General features: G+C 45.5%; 19 protein-coding genes. 10 read left to right on the top strand and 9 right to left on the bottom strand.

Annotated elements, in window-relative coordinates; translation table 11 throughout:
- The first annotated feature begins 165 nt into the window (after positions 1-165).
- Positions 166-1,476 (top strand): glycosyltransferase, encoded by a 1,311-nt coding sequence (locus tag KO501_RS12125; protein ID WP_354667830.1) that lies wholly within the window; start codon positions 166-168, stop codon positions 1,474-1,476.
- On the opposite strand, the gene KO501_RS12120 is transcribed toward KO501_RS12125, so the two are convergent.
- On the bottom strand, positions 1,439-1,840 hold the full coding sequence (locus KO501_RS12120) for a SufE family protein (RefSeq protein WP_252728383.1): 402 nt from the start codon (positions 1,838-1,840) through the stop codon (positions 1,439-1,441). The two genes, KO501_RS12125 and KO501_RS12120, sit on opposite strands and share 38 nt — an antisense overlap.
- On the bottom strand, positions 1,837-2,238 hold the full coding sequence (locus tag KO501_RS12115; RefSeq protein ID WP_216029930.1) for a DUF2750 domain-containing protein: 402 nt from the start codon (positions 2,236-2,238) through the stop codon (positions 1,837-1,839). The genes KO501_RS12120 and KO501_RS12115 overlap by 4 nt, the downstream gene beginning before the upstream one ends.
- A gap of 201 nt (positions 2,239-2,439) precedes the next feature.
- Here KO501_RS12115 and KO501_RS12110 point away from each other — a divergent pair, with 201 nt between their 5' ends.
- Positions 2,440-3,243 (top strand): hypothetical protein, encoded by an 804-nt coding sequence (locus KO501_RS12110; protein ID WP_216029929.1) that lies wholly within the window; start codon positions 2,440-2,442, stop codon positions 3,241-3,243.
- Positions 3,244-3,260: 17 nt separating this feature from the next.
- A complete protein-coding gene (locus KO501_RS12105; protein ID WP_216029928.1) occupies positions 3,261-3,716 on the top strand; it encodes a hypothetical protein in 456 nt (151 codons plus the stop codon).
- Positions 3,717-3,734: 18 nt separating this feature from the next.
- Here the strand turns inward: KO501_RS12105 and KO501_RS12100 are convergent, their stop codons facing one another.
- Positions 3,735-6,113 carry an EAL domain-containing protein gene (locus KO501_RS12100; RefSeq protein WP_216029927.1) on the bottom strand — a complete coding sequence of 793 codons (2,379 nt, stop codon included), beginning with the start codon at positions 6,111-6,113 and terminating at the stop codon, positions 3,735-3,737.
- A 9-nt stretch (positions 6,114-6,122) separates the two neighbouring features.
- A complete protein-coding gene (locus KO501_RS12095; protein ID WP_216029926.1) occupies positions 6,123-8,696 on the bottom strand; it encodes an HWE histidine kinase domain-containing protein in 2,574 nt (857 codons plus the stop codon).
- A gap of 78 nt (positions 8,697-8,774) precedes the next feature.
- Between KO501_RS12095 and KO501_RS12090 the strand changes: the two genes are divergently transcribed.
- The 3 genes from KO501_RS12090 (at position 8,775) to KO501_RS12080 (ending at position 10,900) form a co-directional block, all read left to right on the top strand.
- Positions 8,775-9,371, top strand: coding sequence for a biliverdin-producing heme oxygenase (locus tag KO501_RS12090; RefSeq protein ID WP_216029925.1), 597 nt, complete (start codon positions 8,775-8,777; stop codon positions 9,369-9,371).
- 62 nt (positions 9,372-9,433) lie between these two features.
- Positions 9,434-10,243 carry an exodeoxyribonuclease III gene (gene xthA / locus KO501_RS12085; protein ID WP_216029924.1) on the top strand — a complete coding sequence of 270 codons (810 nt, stop codon included), beginning with the start codon at positions 9,434-9,436 and terminating at the stop codon, positions 10,241-10,243.
- Positions 10,244-10,255: 12 nt separating this feature from the next.
- Entirely contained in the window at positions 10,256-10,900 is a 645-nt protein-coding gene (locus tag KO501_RS12080; RefSeq protein WP_216029923.1) for an energy-coupling factor ABC transporter permease, read from the top strand.
- A 68-nt stretch (positions 10,901-10,968) separates the two neighbouring features.
- Here the strand turns inward: KO501_RS12080 and KO501_RS12075 are convergent, their stop codons facing one another.
- Both KO501_RS12075 and KO501_RS12070 read right to left on the bottom strand, forming a co-directional pair.
- Positions 10,969-11,532 carry a phosphoribosyltransferase family protein gene (locus KO501_RS12075; RefSeq protein ID WP_216029922.1) on the bottom strand — a complete coding sequence of 188 codons (564 nt, stop codon included), beginning with the start codon at positions 11,530-11,532 and terminating at the stop codon, positions 10,969-10,971.
- A 101-nt stretch (positions 11,533-11,633) separates the two neighbouring features.
- Complete coding sequence (locus KO501_RS12070; RefSeq protein ID WP_216029921.1) at positions 11,634-12,830, bottom strand: lipoprotein-releasing ABC transporter permease subunit; 1,197 nt, start codon at positions 12,828-12,830, stop codon at positions 11,634-11,636.
- 149 nt (positions 12,831-12,979) lie between these two features.
- Between KO501_RS12070 and KO501_RS12065 the strand changes: the two genes are divergently transcribed.
- The 4 genes from KO501_RS12065 to ybaK are packed head-to-tail and all read left to right on the top strand — an operon-like array spanning position 12,980 to position 18,932.
- A complete protein-coding gene (locus KO501_RS12065; RefSeq protein ID WP_216029920.1) occupies positions 12,980-13,576 on the top strand; it encodes a PilZ domain-containing protein in 597 nt (198 codons plus the stop codon).
- Between the two features lie 45 nt (positions 13,577-13,621).
- Positions 13,622-17,113, top strand: a complete 3,492-nt coding sequence (mfd, locus tag KO501_RS12060) for a transcription-repair coupling factor (RefSeq protein WP_216029919.1) — start codon at positions 13,622-13,624, stop codon at positions 17,111-17,113.
- A 2-nt stretch (positions 17,114-17,115) separates the two neighbouring features.
- Positions 17,116-18,465: a CsiV family protein gene (locus tag KO501_RS12055; RefSeq protein WP_216029918.1), complete on the top strand. Its 1,350-nt coding sequence runs from the start codon at positions 17,116-17,118 to the stop codon at positions 18,463-18,465.
- Positions 18,466-18,467: 2 nt separating this feature from the next.
- Positions 18,468-18,932: a Cys-tRNA(Pro) deacylase gene (gene ybaK, locus KO501_RS12050; protein ID WP_216029917.1), complete on the top strand. Its 465-nt coding sequence runs from the start codon at positions 18,468-18,470 to the stop codon at positions 18,930-18,932.
- A 22-nt stretch (positions 18,933-18,954) separates the two neighbouring features.
- Here the strand turns inward: ybaK and KO501_RS12045 are convergent, their stop codons facing one another.
- From KO501_RS12045 to pheT, 3 genes are all read right to left on the bottom strand, one after another.
- Positions 18,955-19,512, bottom strand: a complete 558-nt coding sequence (locus KO501_RS12045) for a hypothetical protein (protein ID WP_216029916.1) — start codon at positions 19,510-19,512, stop codon at positions 18,955-18,957.
- A 202-nt stretch (positions 19,513-19,714) separates the two neighbouring features.
- Entirely contained in the window at positions 19,715-20,014 is a 300-nt protein-coding gene (gene ihfA / locus KO501_RS12040; RefSeq protein WP_070123303.1) for an integration host factor subunit alpha, read from the bottom strand.
- 3 nt (positions 20,015-20,017) lie between these two features.
- Positions 20,018-22,405, bottom strand: a complete 2,388-nt coding sequence (gene pheT / locus KO501_RS12035) for a phenylalanine--tRNA ligase subunit beta (protein WP_216029915.1) — start codon at positions 22,403-22,405, stop codon at positions 20,018-20,020.
- Between the last annotated feature and the right edge of the window lie 14 nt (positions 22,406-22,419).

The raw sequence follows: 22,419 nt of genomic DNA, 5'->3' as shown, positions 1-22,419 counted from the left end.
GTTATTACTTTATAACATTGATGGCTGCAATTATGTCGTGAATTAGGTGAACGACGCAACCGATACCTCCATATTGGGCGACTGACTGGAGATAAAAACAACAACACCCTATGAACAGAAATCTGGTAGCATTTGCCCGCTTTCGATTTTAAAGGTTTAACTTCTGTGACGACAAACGATATCCGCCCATCTTCCCCCTCACTCGTCATTATAGGTAGCGTGTGGCCAGAACCTAACTCATCTGCCGCAGGCCAAAATATGATGGGGATCATCGACACCTTTTGTCAGGCTAATTGGCAAATTATATTTATGTCTACGGCGGGGCCTTCCGACATGGCTGCGGATCTGAGTAGCATGGGAGTCGCCACCGAAACCGTGCAATTAAACTGTCGACGGTTTGATGAGCGCATTGCGCAACTACGTCCAGATGTTGTGATATTTGACCGCTTTATGGTAGAAGAGCAATTTTCCGCTCGGGTCTACCAAGCCTGTCCGCAGGCAATGCGTATTCTAAATACTGAAGATTTACACAGCGTACGTCACGCCAGACAACAAAGTGTGAAAACCGGGGATACATTGCCCACCGCCAAAGCACCTTGCCACAGTGATATCCACTACCGGGAAATTGCCGCGATTTTGCGTTGTGATCTTACCCTGGTGATATCTCAAAACGAATACCAATTACTACATGAGGTGTATCAGGTACCACAATCACAATTATTACTTCTGCCTCTGCTTACCGGTATACCTCCAATCGCCCAGAAGCACTTTGAAGAAAAAGAAGGCTTTGTCTTTATCGGTAATTTTCGCCACCCTCCCAATTGGGACGCGGTGGTGCAATTACAAAAGATTTGGCCTCACATTCAACGCAAAATTGCTGATGCTAAACTGCATATTTACGGTGCATACCCGCCTAAAAAAGCCATGGTATTGCATAACCCCAAAAAAGGGTTTTATGTGCATGGTTGGGCGAAAGACGCTACCTCTACCGTGAATGCTCACCGCGTCATGCTTGCCCCCTTACGTTTTGGCGCAGGCATAAAAGGAAAACTGGTTTTAGCTATGCGTTGTGGTACGCCGTCGGTTACCTCCCCTTTGGGCTCGGAAGGAATTGTACCCTATCGTACTATGTGGCCAGGTATTGTGGCCGATAACGAAAGCGCATTTGTGGAAGGGGCCGTTGCCTTGTATCAAGACAAAGCTCAGTGGGAAAAAGCCAGACAATGGGGTAACGAGCTAGTCGAACAGCAATTTGATGATCAAAAACACAAACAGGTATTACTTGGCAGGGTAAAAAGCGACTTATTGAATATTGAGTCTATGCGACAGCAGCATTTTGCACAGGGCATGCTTTGGCATCATAGCCTGCGCGCTACCCAATACATGAGTCAATGGATTGAAGCCAAAAATCGCCCTGGTATGAAAGAAACTCCCCTCACTACGGACGAGGATGAACGGAACAAAGGCGATGAATAACTGCGGTGATCCCATTCGCCCGTGACTGGCTTAAATGACGATGGAGTCCAATCTCTTGCATGTAATTAATGTAAGTCTGAGCCGTTATTGCCTGAGGGTGGGAATTGGCGACTTCAAGCAGCACAGCCAATACCCCGCGAATAATTTTTGCATCAGACCAAGCCTGAAATTTGGCCTCCGTTGTATTAAACGCCAGCCACACCTGACTTTGACACCCCGCCACCTTGTTTTCATCTGTGCGATCACAACAGGCTAATTCAGGTAGCGTTTTTGATGCCAGCATCAATTCACGCATGGCCAGATCCCACCCTTTGGCGGCTTTTATTTTATCGCCCAACGTATGGGAAAAGCCAAGCCCACTCAAGCCAGTTCCTCTTCAAAACTGGCTTTAAGATCGGCGGCAGACATACCTATTCCAGCATCTTCCGGCGTCATCGGGAATATACAGATACCGGTATTATTGTTCTCCATGCCAGGTAACCAAAGCGACATAAAATCGGTGACTGAAACACAACTTGCCTCAACAGTACCTAGTGCTGAACTTTCCCACGTCGCGACTAAATCACGGTGGGGCCACACGGGCAATAACAGCCCTTGTGGACTATCAATCATAATAAAACCATTGTCATTTTTCGCTAACCACACCTGGCTTGCTTTTAAACAGTATTGAAAAAACAATACACTACGTTCTTCACCGGTAAGGGACTTCACCTGTTTGATAACAGGCTCGGCTAAGTGCTCGGTAATGGTATTTGGAAACATGTTGCTCTCTGGTATGACACAAATGACCTAGTATACGAGGAGTTGCCCACGACCACCAGCAAACAGATTATCCGCTTAGGAACAGCAAAATAGTTTATACCCCACCCAAGAGCATGATAATCTGCTTATTCAATGCACGAAATCTGAAAGTTTGAAATGGATTCAAAATACTTTATCACGTCGCACAGCCAAGGTTCATTTATGCATTTAGACGAACCCCAATTCAAAGAATTGAAAAGAGCGCGTAAGAGATTATCGTCTGAATACGCTATTAAGCATAAATACCACCTGGTGCGGTCAAATTATATCCTGATCAAGCAAGCGCTAGATGAACTACTCGCCTGTTATAGAGAGCAGGCATCGGTAGAGGTAATGAACAACGCGAAAAATAAACTCAACGCGTCTGTGAACAACTTTATCTTAAGCGCAAGAACCTACACCGCGCAGCTAAAACGTCACGTACAGGCCTGTGTTCCCCACGACAGAGAGCAGGTCAATCAGGTGACACAGCGGATGGAGCTTGAATATCAACAGACCTTTACTTACCGGTTTGTAGATAGCTTGTATGAATATGTCTCCTATTACGGCTTAAGCGTTCATACCGTGCAAATTGACAGTTGTGTGGTAGACGAATCTTGCGAACATAAACGGGCGTATTCGTTACAGGCGTTTATAGAACGTGATTACCTTGGCGGCCCCACCGACTTTCGCGCATCCGTCTTGAAAGAGACACCGGCCAAGGTGAATCTGCGCGCCCTACTCGATGAATTTATGGAATGTTTAGCACGGATCCACAAAGTTGCTTGCGACATTACCGAAGATGTCTCTAAACAAAGCCATGGCACTGTACGCGAGTTCATCAATGTCTTTATTGGTGAACATGGCCAAGCAGGCAATAATTTGTTTGTTGTACACACCATTGGCGATGCCGCAGATAAAACTTACGATCAGTTCCCCATTTCTATGTATGCAGAAAATCATGCCACCGTGTATGAGTATTGTTAGCCGAGACCGAAATTATAATGACACAAGCCAACGAACCTAGACTCACGCAGGCTCCAGAGAGCCGGTTCCCCCCACGCTTTGATACAACGGAAAACATCAGTTTTAACCACCGTATGTTGAAACTGTTCCTTGCTGAACATTACCTTAAAACGGTACAAGGAAGTGTCTTAGAGGTGAATTTCCCATGGCAAAGCGGATTGTTTTCTTACGCAGAAACGAATGCTTTTACACGTTATAGCGATCAGGCAATAGACTTTATTTCAGTACTTACCACCGACATAAGCCACAACCATTGTGACGTTATCTTTTTGGAAGTGGATCATAACCGATGCCTTTACAGTGTAGCGTCCACCCAACCACAGCAGTTGTTTAACGCGCTACAACAAATGCAATGTCCTACCATTTTTGCTGCCCCGGCAGTCACACCCATTGATATGACAGCATGCCAATACGTACGGCAAAAACGTGAATGAAGCAAAGGCCATGACTATTTATGGCTGCATTGCTATTTGTTTACCGCTGACGATCTGCATCGATTCAGTTAAGCTTTTTGCTTCACCATACAAAAAGCCTTGAAGGTAGTCGCTGCCGAGTTCTTTGGCAAAACGGCCCTGTTCTTGGGTTTCTACACCGCCAAATATCACTGTTTTTCCGAGTTTTTTGCACAACCCCACCAAAGTCTGGATAAGGATTTTATTCTTTTCACTTTCTAAACGTTCAAAAACACTACCATCAAATTTAACTATAGATACCGAATTATCCAGTAGCGCCGACACATCAACCTGTCCACGGCCAAAGTTATCTAAGGCGACATTAAACCCCGTGTCTACCAGTGCATTAACGACACGCTTAGCCCCAGGATCGCAAAGGGATTGCTCTTTTACTTCAATAACAATGGCAGAAGCTGGAATATTGAAATCCGCAAGGTAGGTAACAAACTGCTCTACCAGTGATGGCGTCGCTAATTGCAGCAATGACACATTGACATGAATCTTAATGTGACCGAAGCCTTTTTCTGCCAAGAGCGCGCGAGCAATACAGACTTCTCGCAGCATTTTAAGGCCCAAGGCATTGATTAACCCCGACTCCTCGGCAACCGGAATGAAGATATCCGGTGAGATATCCACCACGTCCTCTCCCCGCCAGCGACACAGGGCCTCCAATCCACAAACATCCCCATTTAGATTGACGATTGGCTGGAAACTGGCGTACAAATCCTTTTTCAAAATGGCATCGTACAAGCCCTGCTCCACAAACAAACGGTATTCCACGGCTTCGCTATGTCCCGGCGTGTAGGTCACAACCTTATTTTTGCCCTGACTTTTCGCCTCATACATGGCCACATCAGCGTGTCGCAGCAACGCTTCTGCGCTGTTGCCTAACGCGGCATCGGCAATACCGATACTTGCGCTCACGGTAACAGGGATGTTCTTGCAAGTCGCCGGCTTGTTGACCGCCTGCAAAATACGTTCGGCTAACATACTGGTATCAGCAGAATGTTGCACCAGCACAATAAATTCATCACCGCCATGCCTCACTAAGGAATCACTATCGCGAATAACCGCTTTAATGCGCTTAGCACATACTTTTAACAGCGCGTCGCCAACATCATGGCCATAGCTATCGTTAACCTGTTTAAAACCATCTAGATCAAGAAAAAGTAAAGATTGGATCCCAGCGGTAAAGAGGCTTTCATTGAGTACCAGTTTTAGGTAATTACGATTACCGGCCCCGGTAAGGGGATCAGTAAACGCCATTTGTTCAAGTTTTTGTTCGGCGCTGGCTAGCCCACTAAAATCGGAAACTGTGATCACCCACTGCGTACTAGTGTCCCATTGCACTAACGGCGTTAGCGTGACGAAGGCGTCAAAAGATGCGCCATCATCAACATCAAGGCTGACTTTGTGGCGCTGAATGGTAGGAGTGCCTTGTAACGTAAACGAGGCGAACAAGCTTTTGGTTATAGGGTGATCAAGTAAATTTTCCCCTTCGACAACGGAGTCCGGTTGGCCTAAAAAGCGAAGAAAAGCGGCGCTTGCCTTAACCAGGTTACAATTCGAATCTATAATCGCTACCGCTTCGGCAAGGTGCTCTAAAATAACGTTAGACAGCTGTAGCTTTCTTTGCGAACGAGGCTTTTCCGTTACATCAACAATGGCACCGATCTTCACCACACCATCAACAATTTGAATATCACTAAAAATAACATCCAACCACGCATTCTTACTACCGTCTAACAGGGGCAGGTTTTGCCGAAACGAGGTATTGGTAGATAGTTGTGACTCAACCTGCGCTCTATCTGAGGGATCAAATAGCGTTAAAAAAACAGGGTATGGGATATCTGTGGCCGCACCTAATCGATGACGAAAACTTTCCACCCCAGAAAACATAAAGTGAGAACCGGTTTCATGTAGGTCCGTAATACCACAATGCGCGGCCTCGGCGGCCACTTTAAATCGTTCTTCTGTGCCAGTCATCGACTGCTCTAAGGCAAAACGTTTAAGTGCCGTTTCGCAGCATACTTTAATGGCTTTGGCATCAAAGGGTTTAACAATATAGCCGTAGGGAGCGGTTTCTAATGCGCGACCTAAAGTGGCATCATCAGAAAATGACGTGGTATAAATGAGTGGAATATGATGATTTTCACTGATTTGTTGTGCCGCAGAGATACCACTGCCGCCTTCGGCAAGATGAATATCCATCATGATCAGCTCTGGTTTCAAATCAGCAGCCATCGCCACCGCTTGTTGTTCTGAGCGAGCGATTCCCACCACGTCAGCGCCCATTTTAGTCAGTTCTCTGGCTAAATATGTAGCGGCAATAGTCGTATCTTCTACTACCAGCACTCGTTTGCTATCTAACAAGTTCATAGGCACGTCCTATAGACCAGTCTGTTTCATCAAAATAGACGCTAATGTCGCCGTAAGACTGGTATCACCAACCGGTTTGGTCAGCAGTGGTACATCTTGTAGTTCTGAAGGTAATACTAAATCCTCACCATATCCACTAATAATGACCACCGGCACCTTTTTCATCTTTAACTCTTTAATCAATGCCAAGGTTGTTTCATTCCCTAAATGCACATCAAATAGCGCCAACGATGGCAAACATTGACTTATTTTGCTCTTGGCTTGCTCGATACTGCCAGCAATATCAACATGGGCAATCCCCATGCGGGTTAATCGTTTTTGCAGATCCAACGCAATTATCAGGCTGTCTTCTACCACCAATGCATTATCAGGTAATTGATGACTTTTTAACGGCGCAGATAGCGTTTCATTCTGTTCACTCTTTGCCAGGTCGTCGAAGGACAAATGACGCCGAGGAAGACGGAAGGTTCCTTTTATCCCATCAGGCGCAAATTGGATATCCACGTCGCCATCTAACTCATGGGGCATCACGGTTCTAATTAACGTCATCCCAAAGCTTTCCCGTTGCGGTGGCACAACAGGCGGCCCACCCGTTTCTTCCCATGTAATAAGAAGTTCACCACGTTGACTTACAGACCATGTCAAACGTACTAGGCCATGGCCCAGATTATCAGACAACGCGCCGTATTTGGCCGCATTGGTAAACATTTCATGAAACACCAACACCAATGGCGTGGCGGCATACGGAGAGAGCCTGACCTCATCACCAATTAACTCGATTTTGTTGAAAGTATTCACATAGGCCTGTATCTCTGTTTCCAACAAGGATTTAAAAGATACATCTGACCATTGGGACGCGGTAAGCTGATCATGGGCCGATGCCAAGGCAAACAATCGCCCCGTCAAAACGCCAATAAATTCACTAAGGGTTCTACCCTGTTTTTCAGTTTGGGCAACAACAGCATTAACCAGATTAAGAATATTACGCACTCGGTGGTTAAGCTCTGAAATCAGGATTTCGTGCTTTCTGGCCGCTTGAAGTCGAATAGATTCCCGTTCTTGGGCAAACCGAATCATGACCTCAAGTAACGTTACACGCAACGATTCTGCATCATGTTGCTCTTGCTCGCTCCAATGACGACAACTGTCTGAATGGGTTTGTTGCCAAACTGCAAAACTGCTGCGAGGCGTTAAACGCCCCCCATTGGGTCCTAATGTCACCGCTTTTTGCGGGTTTCCCGCCCAATTGACCGTTTGCGTTTCACCTTGGCGAAAAAACAACAAATAGTCCCGTGGCGTTTTCGAAATTGGAATGGCCAACACACCAGCAACCTGATGTAAATCGGTTTCATAACCGGGCATAAATTCCGCCAATGAGTGAATGTAAGACACCTCGCTGGCTGAGAGTGTATTTAGCCGGCGACACAATTGTTTTAGCATGTCTTTTTCTAACCCAAGGCCACGACTTTTTGCTTTTCCATCCACAATAACCGCAATACCGTCACTGTTTATCAGGTCGTTAAACACACCGAACTGCTCAACAATACTGTCAAGCAAACCGCCAGAAGACGACATGGTTGAAATCATATTATTATGCAACTGCCGAGCCCGGGTACTCTCTATTTCCCGCTCTTGCATAAGGCGGGAGGAAAGCTCCAGCGCAAAAACTTCTGCAAACAATTCTAATTCGGTACGCTGAAAATAGGACGGCACTTTGGCACTGTAATGATGACAGGCAAACAAGCCCCATAGCTTACCGTTAACAATAATAGAAATAGACATAGAGGCGTTAACCCCCATGTTTTTTAAATATTCAATATGTATTGGTGATACCGCACGCAGCGTGGAAAACGACAAATCCACCTGCTCTTCTGCATGGCGATTAGGGGGCAAAATGGGTACTACCGTAGCGTCTACATCGCCAATCACGCGAAGTAAATTTTTTACGTACAGTTTGCGCGCTTGTTTGGGGATATCTGAAGCGGGATACCGTAAGCCTAAATACGAAGACACATCATACTGTTTACTCTCTGCAATGACCTCGCCGGCCCCATCAGGTAAAAAGCGATAAACCATAACCCTGTCGTAACCGGTTATTAATTGCAGTTGTTGGGTAACCATTTCGATGAGTGCCTGGCTATCGTTGGCACAATAAAATTGGGTAAGCAAGGAGCGCACAAACTGCACATCGGGTGTACGCTGATCGTTGAACGCTTCGCACTCTACAATGATAAATTGACCATTGTGATGCACAGATATATCAATATCTAAGCCAGTTTCGGCAATCTTTTGATCAAAAATACGTTCGTTTCGCCCAGTGATAATCGCTGACTGTAAAGCCGTACGTATACTGTGCATGGTGGTACTATCGAACCAGTTTTTTAGTGCGCTACCGATGACATCTTGTGCATCCTGCCCCAAATAATGATTCACATTCTCAGAACAATAGGCCACCATCCAATCTGAGCGTAGTGCAATGAAGCACCCAAAAGGTTGGATATTACCCAATAAGTGAATGGGTTCACGGTCACAGTTCGTCAGATCAACTGTCATCGGTGCGGTGTTTTTTTCACTGTTGTCCATGTATCCAAGATTACCAATATTGTATGATGCAAAGATGCAATATAAATTCGATTCTTAGAATAGCAGAACGGCATATTGATGAATATGAATAACCTGTTTTCTTACTTGAAAGAAAATACCCACAAAGCACACCGTTCTTTGGAAAATAGCTACCCCTTTAATACTTATTTTAAGGCCGGTGTTTTCAACAGTACCCACTACAAAAACGGATTGCTGACGCTTCACGCGTTTCATCAATATTGCTTGCCCTATTGTGTCTCGCTTCCTTTGTCATTACGGGGTGAATTAAACCCACAAACGCCAATTGAGCTTATTAATGCGGATCTCTCTGCGCTTGGAAAATCCAGCCCTTTGCCTATAGCGTTTGCATTGCCCGCAAAAAACATAAACTTTGCCAATGCATTAGCGTGCACCTATGTCATTATGGGGTCTTCCATGGGAGGCAGTATTATCAGCAAGTGGTTGCAGCACCACGATGCAGATTTGCCCATTAGCTACTACTCGGGTATGGCCACGCTGGGCATGAAATGGGCCCAATGGCAGCAACAAGTCAATGCTTACCTCAGCACAAATCCGGTTACCTATTCTGAGGTTAGCGAAATGGCTGAACAATTATTTTTAGGCTTACAACTGACAGGGCGTCGCCTTAATACTTCATTTGAGGTATCACAATGAAGGTCGCCTTGGCATTTCATCTATTATTTTTCCGTTTAACAATGAAGGAATAACCCCAAACAATGAAAGTCGTTTCTTTTAATATCAATGGTATCCGAGCCCGACTGCATCAGCTTGCCGCGCTTATAGAAAAACATCAGCCTGACGTGATTGGGCTTCAGGAAATCAAAGTACATGATGAACAATTTCCTGTAGAAGCGGTTGAAGCCATGGGCTATCACGTTTTTTATCATGGGCAAAAAAGTCACTATGGCGTGGCTATGCTCACCAAGCACGCCCCTAAATCGGTACAACGTGGTTTTCCCACCGACGAGCAAGACGCTCAGCGTCGAATGATAATGGTAGAACTGGAAAACAAAAACGGTGAGCCGGTTCATATACTTAACGGTTATTTTCCCCAAGGGGAAAACGAAAAACATGAAACCAAATATCCGGCCAAGCGAAAGTTTTACGCCGATCTAATGGGCTATCTCACCACTGAACTCAGCCCTGAAGAAAACGTCATTATCATGGGTGACTTAAATATTTCCCCTGAAGACATTGATATTGGTATCGGTCCAGATAATCAAAAACGATGGCTGCGCACCGGCAAATGTTCGTTTTTACCGGAAGAACGAAGCTGGCTCCAAACCTTATATCGGTGGGGGCTAACCGACAGCTTCCGCGCTCAACACCCCGATGTGAACGATCAGTTTAGTTGGTTCGATTATCGCTCTAAAGGGTTTAATGATAACCGTGGCCTGCGTATCGATCATATTTTGGGTACGGAAAAAGTACATAACACCCTGGTTGAAACGGGTATCGATTATGAATTAAGAGGAATTGAAAAACCCTCTGATCACGCCCCAATCTGGGCCACTTACGATTTATAACAGGCGACAGACGTGACCACACTTCAGCTTATTTGTTTGGTTATCTATGGCGCACTGCTTATCTATATTGGTAAGCAGGTATCCTGGTCATCGTTACTAGCAAATACACGAAGACAGCACATCATTTTCGGGTTTACTGCTTTGATGTTCTTTCTTTGGATTTTCAGAGTAGGTATTTTTACCGGCTTAGATGTGCATTTTCTGTGGTTGCCGGCCCTCGCTCTTACTGTAGGCTTTCGCTGGGCCATTATCGCCGCAAGCGTGGCGCTATTGGGAACCACCCTCGTTCACCAAGATGGTTGGGCCATGTTTGGGGTAAATGGCTTACTCGGCCTGATAGTGCCGATTGCCGTGTGCTATGCCCTGTTTATGCTTGCCTTTCACAAAATTCCCAGAAATCTTTTCGTGTACATTTTTGTTTGTGCTTTTTTCCCCGGCGCCTTGATCATTGCATTAAAAATGACCTTACTTTCCGGTTATTTTGTGCTGGACGGGCATTACAGTTGGGGAATTGTCCGTGACAATTATCTGATACTTATCCCCTTGCTACTGTTTCCCGAAGGGTTACTTAATGGTATGACAATGACGCTACTGACCATTTACAAGCCTGAATGGATCTACACCTTTCACGACAAGTTCTATATTGACGGCAAATAAACGATTAAGGCAGGAGACTGTGCGCCCAAGACCGAAAGGCCGGCGCACATTAGATAAGATGAGTTACTTTACTTATTGAACAACACGTCCATAACGCCAGACAGTTCCGTCTTACCCGCTCGAATTTCTTCTTCGCTTAACCCTGCAATTTCATGGGGGAAAACCAACCATTCATCACTGGTATTAACGTAATAATCGGGCACAATATCCGTTTTATTATTTTGCGGTTTATACCACGGGCACGCGATACGAATATCTTTTGGCATGTTTAATCGCATAAGATTTCGAACTTGCTTAATCAGTGCATCAACACTTCGGCCTGAATCGAAAACATCATCAACAATCAGCAATTTGTCATCTGCATTGGCATTTTCCACCAAATAATGCAGGCCATGAACACGAATTTCCTTCGCCTGTTGGTTAATCCCATAGTAAGACGAGGTTCTAACAGCAATATGATCTGTAGGAGTGTCTTTAAATTCAAAGAATTCTTGTACGGCAATACCTATCGGCGCGCCACCACGCCAGATACCGATGATAAAATCTGGACGAAAGCCGTCTTCATACACCATTGCTGCCAGCCGAAAGGAATCTTCAAGGAGTGATTGAGAAGTAATAAAGTTTTTATTCATAACGTCTTTCCGGCCAAATATAAAGAGGCCGAAGTATAGTTAAAATTGCGCATATTTGCACGTTTAATTAACCATTTGGTCAGCGCAAAGGCCGATTATGGCTACTCGTTTTGTAAGGCATCGGCCGGCTGCACTTTCATCGCTCTTCTTGCCGGATAAACACTGGCTAGCAAACATAAGCCTAAAGAGAACAATGTCACAATTAACACTTGATGCCATTGAAGATCCACCGGTACCCCCTGTCCGTCCACGGCAAGGGCCAAGTGAATGTTCAATACATCCAGTACCGTATTCAGTTGCGTAACCACAAGGACGCCAAGCACCAAGCCAATGGCTGCCCCTTTTATGCCATTAAACACGCCGTTGAGCAAAAAGACCGACATTATTTTGTATTCATCCATTCCTTGGGTTTGTAGAATCGCAATATCCCCTTGCTTTTCGGTCACCACCATCACTAACGCCGACACGATATTAAACGCTGCCACGGCAATAATAAGCAGCAACATCATAAACATCATGTTCTTTTCCATTTTCACCGCATCAAACAATGGGCCTTGCCGAGCCCGCCAATTATCAGTGGTTAGCCCTTGTTCATTTAAACTATCTACTACCCCTTTGTAGTTAAAGGCATCATCAAGAAATAAACGGGTATAGGTAGGAGAATTGGCACTGCGCCGAAGCAAACGCTTGAGATCATCGACATGCATAAAAATGACTTTATCGTCTAATTGAGAGCCCACGTTAAAAAGGCCCGCCACTTCCACAAGACGCTGACTTGGCATACGTCCAAAGGGGGTATACACGCTGGCACCAGCCACTAATAAACGAAGCTGATCCCCGGGCCTTATATCTAATTGAACGGATAAAGCCCGTCCAATCATGATCCTAAAGCTACCGGCTGATAACTCTTTAAAGCCGCCTACAAGGGTATGTTTGTCCACCACACTATTGGCCATGGCTTCAGGTTCCACACCTTGGATTTGAACACCTCTAAGCCCAGTTCGCGCTTGTATGACGCCTTCAGATTCCAAGAACGGCATAACTTTAGTCACATTAGGCTGGGCTGTTACATCCACGTTTTGTGGCGCCTCATGCACAACAACATGAGGCAAAATACCTAATACCCGCTGCTTGAGCTGACCTTCAAAGCCATTCATGACCGAAAGCACAATAATCAGCGCCATCAGCCCTAGCGCAATGCCTGCGACAGAAAAAAGATTGATAAATGCAACAAAACTATTTTGTTTGCTAGCTGTGGAATAGCGATAAGCGAGAAAAGCCGAAACGGGTTGAAACATGTAAACTCGTTGCCCTGTGTTTTAATATCAACGTCACCAGACTAAGGTGATGGGGGAAACAATCGGTGAATGATTAGCGGTCATATTAGTAAAGTGAGTATACTACGTGTAAGCTTAACGACGTACAAGATTGATGTAGCAGGAAATTGATGGATACACAGACCTTGGCCGATAAACAGGCGCAATTCGACGAATTTTTCATGATTGCCCATGATTTACCCATCAATATTGTGCCGTTAGATGGGTCAACGCCAGTACCGGATAGTCACGAACTGGAAAATGCCATGCCCTACGCGTTTCGTATTGCCGGCGAGATGGCATCCATCGAAGCGCAAGCATTACGCCCCTTAAGACACTTAGGTGAACAGGCTGCCGCGCTTACAGAATATTTAAATCATCAAGCCCGTAAAATTGATTTGATGATGTCATACATTCTGCAACAGCAGGATGATGAGCAACGCCGTTTCAAAAGTGTCAAATTCGGTGGTGGTGGCGTGGTGGTTGAATCTCCTACCCCCTTTGAAATTGGTACAAATGCGGAACTAAAGCTGTTTCTCAGTGAAGAAGCGGCAGCGGTTTACTGTTTTGGTGAAGTTATCACTTGCCAGCAAGAAGAGGACAGTTACCATATAGCCTTTATTTTTCGTAGTATTAGAGAGCAAGATCAGGAGCTACTTGTACGTGCAAGCCTCCATGTGCAAACACAGCAACTACGAAAACGCGCACAAAACAAACAGGAAAAGTAAGCTTTTCGGTGATTTCCATCTACTGCTCATTAGTTTCAGGGTGACATGACAGCCACAATATATTCTCTACCGATGCCTAAGGCGAAAAAGCAATCAGGCACAAACGATCATCAGCAATGGGGGCAGTTACAAGGCAGCAGCCAAGCCCTTACTATTGCTCAGGCCTATCAACAGCATGCAGGTCCTGTAGTACTGGTTACCGCAGACACCCCATCGGCAATGAAGTTACAACGGGAAATCACCTATTTTCTCGACCATGATAGCAAGGCAGTAACCTTGTTTCCTGATTGGGAAACCCTGCCTTACGATATGTTTTCGCCCCATCAGGATATCGTTTCGCAGCGTATGGAAACGCTGTATCGCATGGCCAACGAGCGCCAAGGTATTTTTATTGTTCCTATTAATACCTTGATGCAACGTCTAGCCCCGGTAGATTACCTTAACAAGTATCTGCTCATGTTGCATAAAGGCGAAAGTTTAGACAGAGACCAATTTCGACGTAACTTAGAAAAAGCCGGCTACCTGCACGTTAATCAAGTCATGAGTCACAGTGAGTTTTCTATTCGTGGTTCTATTATCGACTTGTACCCTATGGGGAGTCATCGGCCCTTTCGTATCGACTTGTTCGACGACGAGGTTGACTCAATTCGCTATTTTGATACCGAGAGCCAACGATCTTCAGACCACGTAGAGAGTATCCGTCTTTTACCTGCACGGGAGTTCCCCACCGATAAGGCTGCGCTACAACTGTTCCGCCAGCAGTATTTAGAGCAATTTGATGCTAACAACGCGCAAGAGTCTGTATTAGCACAAGTATCTAAGGGCACAATGCCAGGTGGTATCGAGTACTATCTGCCGTTGTTTTTTACTCAAACCGCCACCCTTTTTGATTATTTACACGACGACACCTTGCTGCTACTGCATGGCGATATCAAAGACGCCAGTGATTTCTTCTGGGCTGACGTGTCTGAACGTTACGAACAGCGTCGCTATGATGTTAGTCGTCCACTGCTTGCTCCCGATGCCTTATTCTTACCGGTAAATACCTTATTTGAAGTCATCAAAAACTGGCCTCGAGTAACACTGCACGCAACCCCATTAGAAGACAAGCCAGGGCGTACTAATTTAGGCTGCGAAGAATTAAAAGACATTGGTTTTAATCCCCAGAAAAAAGAACCCGCCAGTGCGTTGTTGGCTCGTTTAAAAGACGCCAGAAATGCCGGAAGTCGGGTACTTTTCTGTGCCGAATCTCAGGGCCGTCGAGAAAACCTTCTCGACGTGTTAAAAAAAGCGAAAATAACGCCGCAAGCCGTCACTAATTTTAGTGACTTTATCGGCGGTGATACCCCGGTAGGCATCACCATTGGCGTGGTTGAAAACAGCTTTTTTTGGCAGCGCAAACAAGGCAGCATTCTTTTTATCACCGAAACCGAGCTGCTTGGCCATAAGGTCAGTCAACGACGACTTCGGGATAAGCGTCAAGCCACCGACGAAAGCGCCATAATACGAAATCTAGCCGAGCTTTCTGTGGGGCAACCGGTTGTGCATTTTGATCACGGTGTGGGCCGCTACCTCGGCTTGCAAACCCTCGATGCCGGCGGTGTGTTAACAGAATACTTGTGTATTGAATATGCAAAGCAATCGAAGCTTTATGTACCCGTCGCCTCGTTACACCTTATCTCCCGTTATACCGGTGGAGATGTGGATCATGCACCGTTACACGCATTAGGCTCTGATGCATGGACAAAAGCCAAACAGAAAGCCGCCGAAAAAGTTCGGGATGTGGCGGCAGAATTATTAAACGTTTATGCCCAACGGGCAGCAAAACCAGGCTATGCGTATCCCATCAACTGGGAAGAATATCAGTCATTTTCCGATAGCTTTCCCTTTGAAGAAACACCGGACCAAGTACAAGCAATCAATGCGGTTGTGCATGATATGGGCTCGCCCCAAGCCATGGATCGATTGGTATGTGGAGATGTTGGCTTTGGCAAAACCGAAGTGGCCATGCGCGCGGCATTTTTGGCCGCTAATCAAGGCAAGCAGGTGGCTATCTTGGTACCCACAACCTTGCTTGCTCAACAGCATTATGAAAACTTCAAAGATCGTTTTGCCAATTGGCCCTTTAACATTCAAGTGATGAGTCGCTTTGTTAACGGCAAAGCGCAAAAGCAAACCATTGATGGCATCACTAACGGTACCGTCGATATTGTGGTAGGCACCCATAAATTACTCAGTAGCGACGTAAAATTCAGCGATCTTGGTTTAGTGATCATTGATGAAGAACACCGCTTTGGGGTTAGGCAAAAAGAAAAATTTAAGTCTCTGCGCGCCGATGTGGATATTCTCACCCTTACCGCCACCCCTATTCCACGTACATTAAACATGGCGTTGTCGGGCATGCGAGACTTGTCCATTATCGCCACCCCGCCAGCCCGTCGACTGTCGATTAAAACCTTCGTGCAGAAGCGAGATAAAGCCATCATTCGTGAAGCGGTAATGCGGGAAATCCTGCGCGGTGGCCAAGTCTATTTTCTTCATAACGAAGTGGACACCATTGAAAAAACAGCCGCGGAAATTGGGGAAATTGTGCCCGAGGCGAGAATTGCCATTGGACATGGACAAATGCGAGAACGAGAACTGGAATCGGTGATGAGCGACTTCTATCATCAACGATACAACGTATTGGTATGTACCACGATCATCGAAACCGGCATTGATGTTCCCACTGCCAATACCATTATCATGGATCGGGCCGATCATCTCGGACTTGCCCAGATGCACCAATTGCGAGGGCGAGTTGGCCGCTCCCATCATCAAGCATATGCATATTTGCTCACGCCTCACCCGAAACGGATGACCAAAGATGCCGTGAAACGATTGGAAGCCATCGCTAATTTAGAAGATTTAGGCGCCGGATTTGCCCTTGCCACCCATGATTTAGAAATTCGTGGCGCGGGGGAATTACTCGGTGATGACCAATCAGGGCAAATTGCCACCATTGGTTTCAGCTTATATATGGATATGTTAGACCAAGCGGTAAATGCCCTTAAAGAAGGTCGAGAGCCAAGCTTAGAAGATGCCACGGCCAATCAAACCGAAATTGAACTGCGTATACCTGCGCTACTTCCCGATGATTACATTGCCGATGTGAATCAACGCTTATCGTTATATAAACAATTAGCCAGTTGCGATTCTAAAGATGCCATTGATGAATTTCAGGTAGAATGTATCGACCGATTTGGTTTGTTGCCGCTACCGGCAAAACAACTTATAAAAGTGACCGAACTGAAACTTATTGCTAAAACCTTAGGTATTGCCAAAATCGATGTGACGAGTGCCGGAGGCACCATTGAATTCAGAGAAAGCACCCCTGTTGATCCCGGATTCATCATTCAACTCGTTCAGACCCAATCCAATACCTTTCGATTCGAAGGCAGTCAAAAACTTCGGGTACTACTGAAAACCCAAAGTGCTAAAGAACGTCTTGAGATGGTTGAGAAAATACTCAATGAATTTTCCAAGGAGATCAGGTAAACATGAAACCCTTTACCGTTGCTGCTTACTTTTTACTGTTATTGACAAGCACAAATGGTTACGCCGCCGACGACTGGTGGTTTGACATTGAGGTGATCATTTTTGATCGCAGTTTGAGTATTGATGAACTAGACGAAAAGTTTGATGGACAAGGCTCTTTGGCCCCCACTTCTGCCGAAATCGATCTTATTGATAATTATCTAAGACCCGATATCAGTGGTTTGAAACAAGGGCTAGCGCAATGTGATGGCTCTTCATCACCACTTTGGTTACCCATGCCATCAATAAAAGATATCTTATCGACGCATAAAAAGTGGCAAGTTGAGCAAGGGCTCTATTCCTCTGATACTGACAATCAAAACACACAGGACATGGCTGATGGTACCCAATCGTCTTCCTATGAGCCTAAAGCTGCAAGACTGTCGCTCTCCCAGTCTCAAGGTCAATATACACAAACAGAGCCTGCCATAAGCAGCCAAACCATTGCCAGTTATTGGGTTGCCTTTTCCGGTATCGAAAACTTCACGCCTATTTCGGTTCCTAAGTTTCGTACCTGTGAAACGCCTGAACCCTGGTTAACTTACCAACAGGGCAAGTGGCAAACCCACTTCCCAGACAATGGCTTACCGGCGCCAGACCATGTGCCGGAGTTTCTTGAAGGACGGGACTTGCCCCGTTCTCCCGTGGCTCATCTTCTTCCTTATGACAAACTGGAACTTACTGATCTTTCCCGTCAAATTCGTCAAACCCGGGGGTTAAAACGTCTTTTACATGTTGCTTGGCGTCAACCGGTTAAATTTGGCCAGCAGACCGCCGAAGCTATGCGCATTATCGCCGGTAAAAATTATGCTTCAGAATATGATTTATCTGGCCAACCTATAACCAAAGATGAGAAAAATACAGAAAACTCAACGGATGATAACCCCCTTTCTCTTGGCAAAAATGACTTTTTCAGCCAATTAGATCAGGCTTTAACGAATCCGAATGACATTGCCTTTAACGATATGTTAGCGGTAAACCAACCAGCGCCCATGATGCTTTTAGACAGCGTTGCTGGTGCATCTGAAGGCGAGAATTTAGCCATATGGCAGTTAGACGGCTATTTAAAAGTGTATTTGAAGTACATCAATAGAGTGCCTTATTTGCATATCGACAGTGAGATGCAATACCGCCAGCCAACCCTTGTTCAAACAGAAACCAGCGATGAACTTACCCCGCCTTCATTGCAGTTAACCTCTGTGCCCTTTCATCAAGTTCGCCGGGTGATCAGCAAGCAAGTGCATTATTTCGATCACCCCTTGTTTGGCATGGTGGTAGAAATACGCCGCTATAAACGTCCTCAGGGTGAGTAACAATGACACCGGCTATCCTGCTATTGAAAAAGCACAAAATCGTCCACGAGGTGCTTAAATACCATCACGATGGGGATGCTCCCTCATACGGTTTAGAGGCCAGTGACAAACTTGGACTGGATGCAAACACCGTATTCAAAACACTCATCGCTGAACTGGATACTAAAGAGTTAGTGGTAGGGCTTGTTCCCGTTAGCGACAAACTCAACACCAAGGCACTAGCTAAAGCAGCAGGAGTGAAAAAAGCCGCTATGGCTAATCCCGAACGGGTTGAGCGATCCAGCGGCTATGTATTAGGTGGGGTCAGCCCTCTAGGTCAGAAAAAAGCCCTACGAACCTTTATTCATGACAGTGCAGAGTCTTTGCCTGCTATACATGTCAGTGCCGGCAGACGGGGCTTGGAAATAAAATTAGCACCAACAGATTTACAACGCCTTACCCGAGCACAATTTTCCCCTCTCGTGTAAAGCCTGAGCTAAAGGGATTCTATTACTCTTGGTGTTGTTCCGACCCTTGATAACGTTGTTGCCATAAGGTTTTTGCCGCGGCAATATCATCATCGTCGGGGCTCTTCCCATTAGATAAGGTTAGCGCGATTTGATTAATGATCTGATCTCGCTTGGCAAGTAACGTCTCGGCTTTAGCAAAAAGGTCTTTGGCTTCAGGGTACTTCACTTTAAGCGCTTCGATATCCTGTAAAGCGTAATAGCGCTGCTCAAATTCATCGTTAAACAACTGACGTTTAGCATTAAATACCACATAATCTTTCGCTTGGTCGGAATGCAAATACTCTACATCGCTCTCAGCCAGTCCGGCTTGCTCAGCCACATCTTGGGCCTTTTCTAACCACGATGTAATGACCTCGTCGTCATTGTTCTGGACCCCTTTCTTAACACCTTGTTCAAGGTCCGTGGCATGAAGAATATCCATCACCGTAAAAGGAACGATAGCCTCTTCTTCGTGGCTTGAAGATACCTTTGCTAGGTAAATAAAATAGCCGCCGACTATACATGCTAATAAAACTAGGATTAACCCCGTTTTTTTCATTACTGCTCCGTAAAAACCCAAGGATTGAACACGTTACGATAAAATACCGACCTAAAATTTGCAAATAGGTCATAAGTCACCGAAAGGAAAAAGACGCCGTCTAGATGTTAGACATACGAAATAGATAAAAAAGGCAACACGCGAGAGGCGTTGCCTTTTTTACAAATAGCGAGGAAAATTCGGTCTTAAAAGTACTGAAAAGCTATTCTGTGGGTGGTTTAGAGTTTTCTACTCTGCTTTTCAGCTTTTGCCCTGGGCGAAAAGTTACCACCCGTCGAGCTTTAATTGGAATGTCTTCACCGGTTTTCGGATTTCGCCCCGGACGTTCATTTTTATCACGCAGGTCAAAATTACCAAAACCGGACAACTTCACTTGTTCACCGGATTCCAAAGCTTCCTTAATTTCTTCAAAAAAAGCTTCTACCAAATCCTTAGCATCTTTTTTATTAATACCCAGTTTTTCGAATAAGTGTTCAGCCATTTCGGCTTTGGTCAATGCCATAATCTACTCTCTTAACGCCGCCCCAAATTCACGCTCTAACCCTTTAACAACGGTATCCACTGCTTGTTGAATTTCAGCTTCTTCCAATGTTTTATCAGGATCCTGTAGTACAAGGGACAATGCTAGGCTCTTAAAGCCTGGTTCCACACCTTTCCCTTTATACACATCGAACAAGTTTAGGGCAACTAGTTGATTTACGCCAATTTTTTCTACAAAAGAAATAATCGTGCCCACTGAAAGTTCTTCTTTCACCGTTATCGCAATATCACGACGGTTCGCCGGGAACTTCGAAACAGCACAAGCTTCAGGCAAATTACGTGAAGAAATCGCTTTAAGATCAAGCTCAAAGACAAAAACTCGCCCATTTACACCCAGTTGTTTTCCAAACTGTGGATGAACAGCACCTACATAACCTATGCATTTGTTATGTAAACGAACTTCCGCTGCCATACCAGGATGAAGTGCCGAGTGTGACGTTGCAACAAATTCTACCGACTGTTTCGTTGCTGTTAAAGCAAGTATAGCCTCAACATCTCCTTTAATATCAAAGAAGTCAACATTATTATCGTCTGTTAACCAACTTTCTTCTTCCCGTTTACCAGCAATAACGCCGGAAATAACCGATTCTTGTCGTACCCCATTAGGCGCGTTATCGTCAGGAACAAAACGTAAACCAGTTTCAAACAAGCGCACTCGGCTTTGCTGACGTTTCTGGTTGTAGGCCGTAGCGCCTAACAAACCTGGCCATAAACTCACTCGCATCACCGACATATCGGCGGAAATGGGATGAGGCAAAGTCATGCTTCTTTGTTCTGGAAACAATGCATTTTGCACTTTAGGATCGACAAAAGAATAGGTAATCGCTTCGACATACCCATTGGCACCGAGTATTTGCTTAAAGCTTGCCACTGGTAAACAACTCTCCTGACTGTCCAACATGGTTAGACTGCCTTTAGGCGCCTCATTAGGAATGTTGTTGTAGCCGTAAACCCGGGCAACTTCTTCAATTAAATCTTCTTCGATAGCGATATCAAAGCGATAACTTGGTGCAGAGGCGGTCCACCCCTCTTGGCTTTCTACTACTTCAAGACCTAGTCGAGTAAGGATATCCCGTACTTTAACCGGATCTATATCAATACCGAGTACCCGTTTTAAGCGCGCTTTACGCAGCGTCACAGTGGCCGATGTGGGCAAGGCTGAATCGTTCACCGCTTCCACCACGGGACCAGGTTGACCGCCACAGATATCCAGAATTAATGCTGTCGCCCGCTCAATGGCTTTGTGTTGCAGCTTAGGATCCACCCCTCGTTCATAACGGTGGGATGCATCGGTATGCAAACCATATTGGCGCGCGCGGCCCATAATCGCATCACGGCTGAAAAAGGCACTTTCTAGCAGAATGTGTTTGGTCTCGCTGGTCACACCTGAATGTAAACCGCCAAAAACCCCCGCCATGGCCAATGCTTTGTTGTCGTCTGCAATTACCAAGGTATTGTCTTTTAAGGAAACCGTGGATTCATCCAATAACGTAAGTGATTCACCCTCATGGGCTAGACGTACATTGATGCCCCCTTCGATAGTATCAAGATTGAAACCATGTAAGGGCTGGCCGAGTTCAAGCAGCACGAAGTTGGTAATATCTACCACCGGATCGATAGAACGCACGCCACAACGACGTAGCTTTTCTTTCAACCATAAAGGAGAAGGAACGTTGACGTTAACGTTGCAAATAACACGACCAAGATAACGAGGACAAGCGTCTGGTGCACTTAATGTAATAGCCAATTTGTCATCAATAGTGGGGGTGACATTGGCCACTTCCGGCTCGTTGACATCGGTACTATTTAATACGCCAACTTCACGAGCAAGGCCGCGGATCCCAAGACAATCGGCACGGTTGGGGGTTAAATCCACCTCGATAATATTGTCATCTAAGTCTAGATATTCGCGAATATCGGTGCCAATAGGTGCATCATCCGGCAATTCGATAATGCCGCTATGATCTTCACCCATGCCAAGCTCAGAAAAACTACAAAGCATGCCGAAGGAAGGCTCGCCACGAAGTTTCGCTTTTTTAATTTTAAAATTACCGGGTAACACAGCGCCCACTTTGGCCACGGCTACCTTTAATCCTTGACGACAATTAGGGGCACCACAAACGATGTCGAGTAAATCGTCTTCACCCACATTGATTTTTGTTACCCGCAGCTTGTCGGCGTTGGGATGTTGCTCACATGCCACAACTTCACCGATCACTACACCAGAAAATTCTGCTGCAACAGGTTCAACCCCATCCACTTCCAAACCGGCCATGCTCAACTGTTCAGACAACGCATCGGTGGAAATTTGCGGGTTAACCCATTCTCTTAACCATTTTTCACTGAATTTCATTGTTACCTTGCCTG

The organism is Alteromonas sp. C1M14 (genome assembly GCF_018860965.1).
In the GTDB taxonomy this organism is placed as follows: Bacteria; Pseudomonadota; Gammaproteobacteria; order Enterobacterales; family Alteromonadaceae; genus Alteromonas.
The sequence above is the reverse complement of the archived record's forward strand: the minus strand, read 5'-3'. Positions and strand labels throughout refer to the sequence as shown.

Excerpts from the sequence above, each read along its gene's own strand:
- KO501_RS12105 (WP_216029928.1), top strand. The coding sequence starts at position 3,261 with ATGACACAAGCCAACGAACCTAGACTCACGCAGGCTCCAGAGAGCCGG.
- KO501_RS12115 (WP_216029930.1), bottom strand. The coding sequence starts at position 2,238 with ATGTTTCCAAATACCATTACCGAGCACTTAGCCGAGCCTGTTATCAAA.
- KO501_RS12045 (WP_216029916.1), bottom strand. The coding sequence starts at position 19,512 with ATGAAAAAAACGGGGTTAATCCTAGTTTTATTAGCATGTATAGTCGGC.
- pheT (WP_216029915.1), bottom strand. The coding sequence starts at position 22,405 with ATGAAATTCAGTGAAAAATGGTTAAGAGAATGGGTTAACCCGCAAATT.
- KO501_RS12090 (WP_216029925.1), top strand. The coding sequence starts at position 8,775 with ATGAATATGAATAACCTGTTTTCTTACTTGAAAGAAAATACCCACAAA.
- ybaK (WP_216029917.1), top strand. The coding sequence starts at position 18,468 with ATGACACCGGCTATCCTGCTATTGAAAAAGCACAAAATCGTCCACGAG.
- KO501_RS12110 (WP_216029929.1), top strand. The coding sequence starts at position 2,440 with ATGCATTTAGACGAACCCCAATTCAAAGAATTGAAAAGAGCGCGTAAG.
- KO501_RS12070 (WP_216029921.1), bottom strand. The coding sequence starts at position 12,830 with ATGTTTCAACCCGTTTCGGCTTTTCTCGCTTATCGCTATTCCACAGCT.
- KO501_RS12095 (WP_216029926.1), bottom strand. The coding sequence starts at position 8,696 with ATGGACAACAGTGAAAAAAACACCGCACCGATGACAGTTGATCTGACG.
- mfd (WP_216029919.1), top strand. The coding sequence starts at position 13,622 with ATGACAGCCACAATATATTCTCTACCGATGCCTAAGGCGAAAAAGCAA.
- KO501_RS12065 (WP_216029920.1), top strand. The coding sequence starts at position 12,980 with ATGGATACACAGACCTTGGCCGATAAACAGGCGCAATTCGACGAATTT.
- ihfA (WP_070123303.1), bottom strand. The coding sequence starts at position 20,014 with ATGGCATTGACCAAAGCCGAAATGGCTGAACACTTATTCGAAAAACTG.
- xthA (WP_216029924.1), top strand. The coding sequence starts at position 9,434 with ATGAAAGTCGTTTCTTTTAATATCAATGGTATCCGAGCCCGACTGCAT.
- KO501_RS12100 (WP_216029927.1), bottom strand. The coding sequence starts at position 6,113 with ATGAACTTGTTAGATAGCAAACGAGTGCTGGTAGTAGAAGATACGACT.
- KO501_RS12075 (WP_216029922.1), bottom strand. The coding sequence starts at position 11,532 with ATGAATAAAAACTTTATTACTTCTCAATCACTCCTTGAAGATTCCTTT.
- KO501_RS12055 (WP_216029918.1), top strand. The coding sequence starts at position 17,116 with ATGAAACCCTTTACCGTTGCTGCTTACTTTTTACTGTTATTGACAAGC.